The following is a 1,438-nucleotide window of genomic DNA, read 5'->3' as shown; positions in this document are numbered from 1 at the left end:
CGGCGTCGTGCCCTCCTCCACCCGGGTGACCAGCCGGCCGGTGGTGAGCCCGCCGCCGGCGGCGCCTCCCGTCGTCGCGCTGACTTCCACCTCGACGACGTCGCCCGGCGTGGCCACCGACGCCCCGGCGGGGGTGCCGGTGAGGATGATGTCGCCCTCTTCGAGGGTGAGCAGCTGGGACAGGTCGGCCACGAGCCGGGCGAACGGGAAGAGCAGGTCCACGGTGGTGTCGTCCTGGACCAGTTCACCGTTGTGCCACGTGCGGATCCGCAGTTTGGCGGGATCGACGGCGTCTGCCGCGATCAGGCCCGGGCCCACGGGCGTGAAGCCGTCGCCGCCCTTGGAGCGGAGGTTGGAGCCCTTGTCCGCGTAGCGGAGGTCGTAGACGCCGAGGTCGTTGCTGGCGGTGACCCATTCGACATGGCTCCACGCATCCTCGAGGCCCACGCGGCGGGCGGTCTTGCCGATGATCAGGGCGATCTCGCCCTCGTAGCCGAGGAGTTCGCAGCCGGCCGGGCGCTCCACGGTTGAAGGCGCTGATGCAGAACCGAGAGCCAGCGACGAGGACGGCTTCAGGAAGTAGGAGGGCTGCTCGGGTGTGCGGCCGCGCTGGGCTGCCCGGCTGGGGTAGTTGATATGCACCGCGATGACCTTGCGGGCCGCGGCCAGGATGTGGTCGGTGACCTGTTCCAAGTGTTACTCCTCATCGAGTATGAAATCGTATACGAAACACTATGGCCCGGAAGCCGGGGAGCGTCAACCCCTTGCGCGGGGATGTTTGCCAGGGCCTTTGCCGGGGCCTTTGGGGACACTTGTAACCTGCGTCATATCTGACGTACAGTTTTGGATCAGGGACCGAAATTCTATTATCGAACGTCACGTTCTAATATCGAACACGCTAGGCCGTTGACAGGCCGCCACACAACGAAGTGAGGAAAGCCCGTGCATTTCCACCACCACGGCTACGTATCCGGTGACCCGCGGGTCCAGCCGGCCGCCGGCGCCGGCATCGACCGGCCCACACACCTTCCCGACGAGGTAGATGTGCTGATCGTGGGCTCCGGCCCCGCCGGCATGCTCGCCGCAGCCCAGCTGTCCCAGTTCCCGGGTGTCACCACCCGGATCGTGGAACGCCGGCCGGGCCGGCTCGCGATCGGCCAGGCCGACGGCATCCAGGCCCGCAGCGTCGAGACCTTCCAGGCCTTCGGTTTCGCCGAGCGGATCATCGCCGAGGCGTACCGCATCACGGAGATGGCGTTCTGGAAGCCGGATCCCGCGGACCCCTCGAACATCGTCCGCAGCGCGCGCACCCTCGATGACCCGGGCGGGATCAGCGAGTTCCCGCATCTCATCGTCAACCAGGCCCGCGTGCTCGACTACTTCGCCGAGTTCATGGCCATGTCCCCGAGCCGCATGAGCCCGGACTACGGGCTGGAGT

Annotated in this window: 2 protein-coding genes; one reads left to right on the top strand and one right to left on the bottom strand. The window is 67.3% G+C overall.

Translation table 11 applies throughout. The features are described from left to right. A partial coding sequence (locus LQV45_RS32160; protein ID WP_230011583.1) for a fumarylacetoacetate hydrolase family protein occupies nt 1-693 on the bottom strand: 693 nt, incomplete at its 3' end. A 249-nt stretch (nt 694-942) separates the two neighbouring features. Between LQV45_RS32160 and LQV45_RS32155 the strand changes: the two genes are divergently transcribed. Then, the coding region (locus tag LQV45_RS32155; protein WP_230011582.1) for an FAD-dependent monooxygenase at nt 943-1,438 on the top strand (496 nt) is incomplete at its 3' end.

The sequence above is a fragment of the Microbacterium sp. Bi128 genome (genome assembly GCF_918698205.1).
This window is presented reverse-complemented; position numbering and strand designations above follow the sequence as displayed.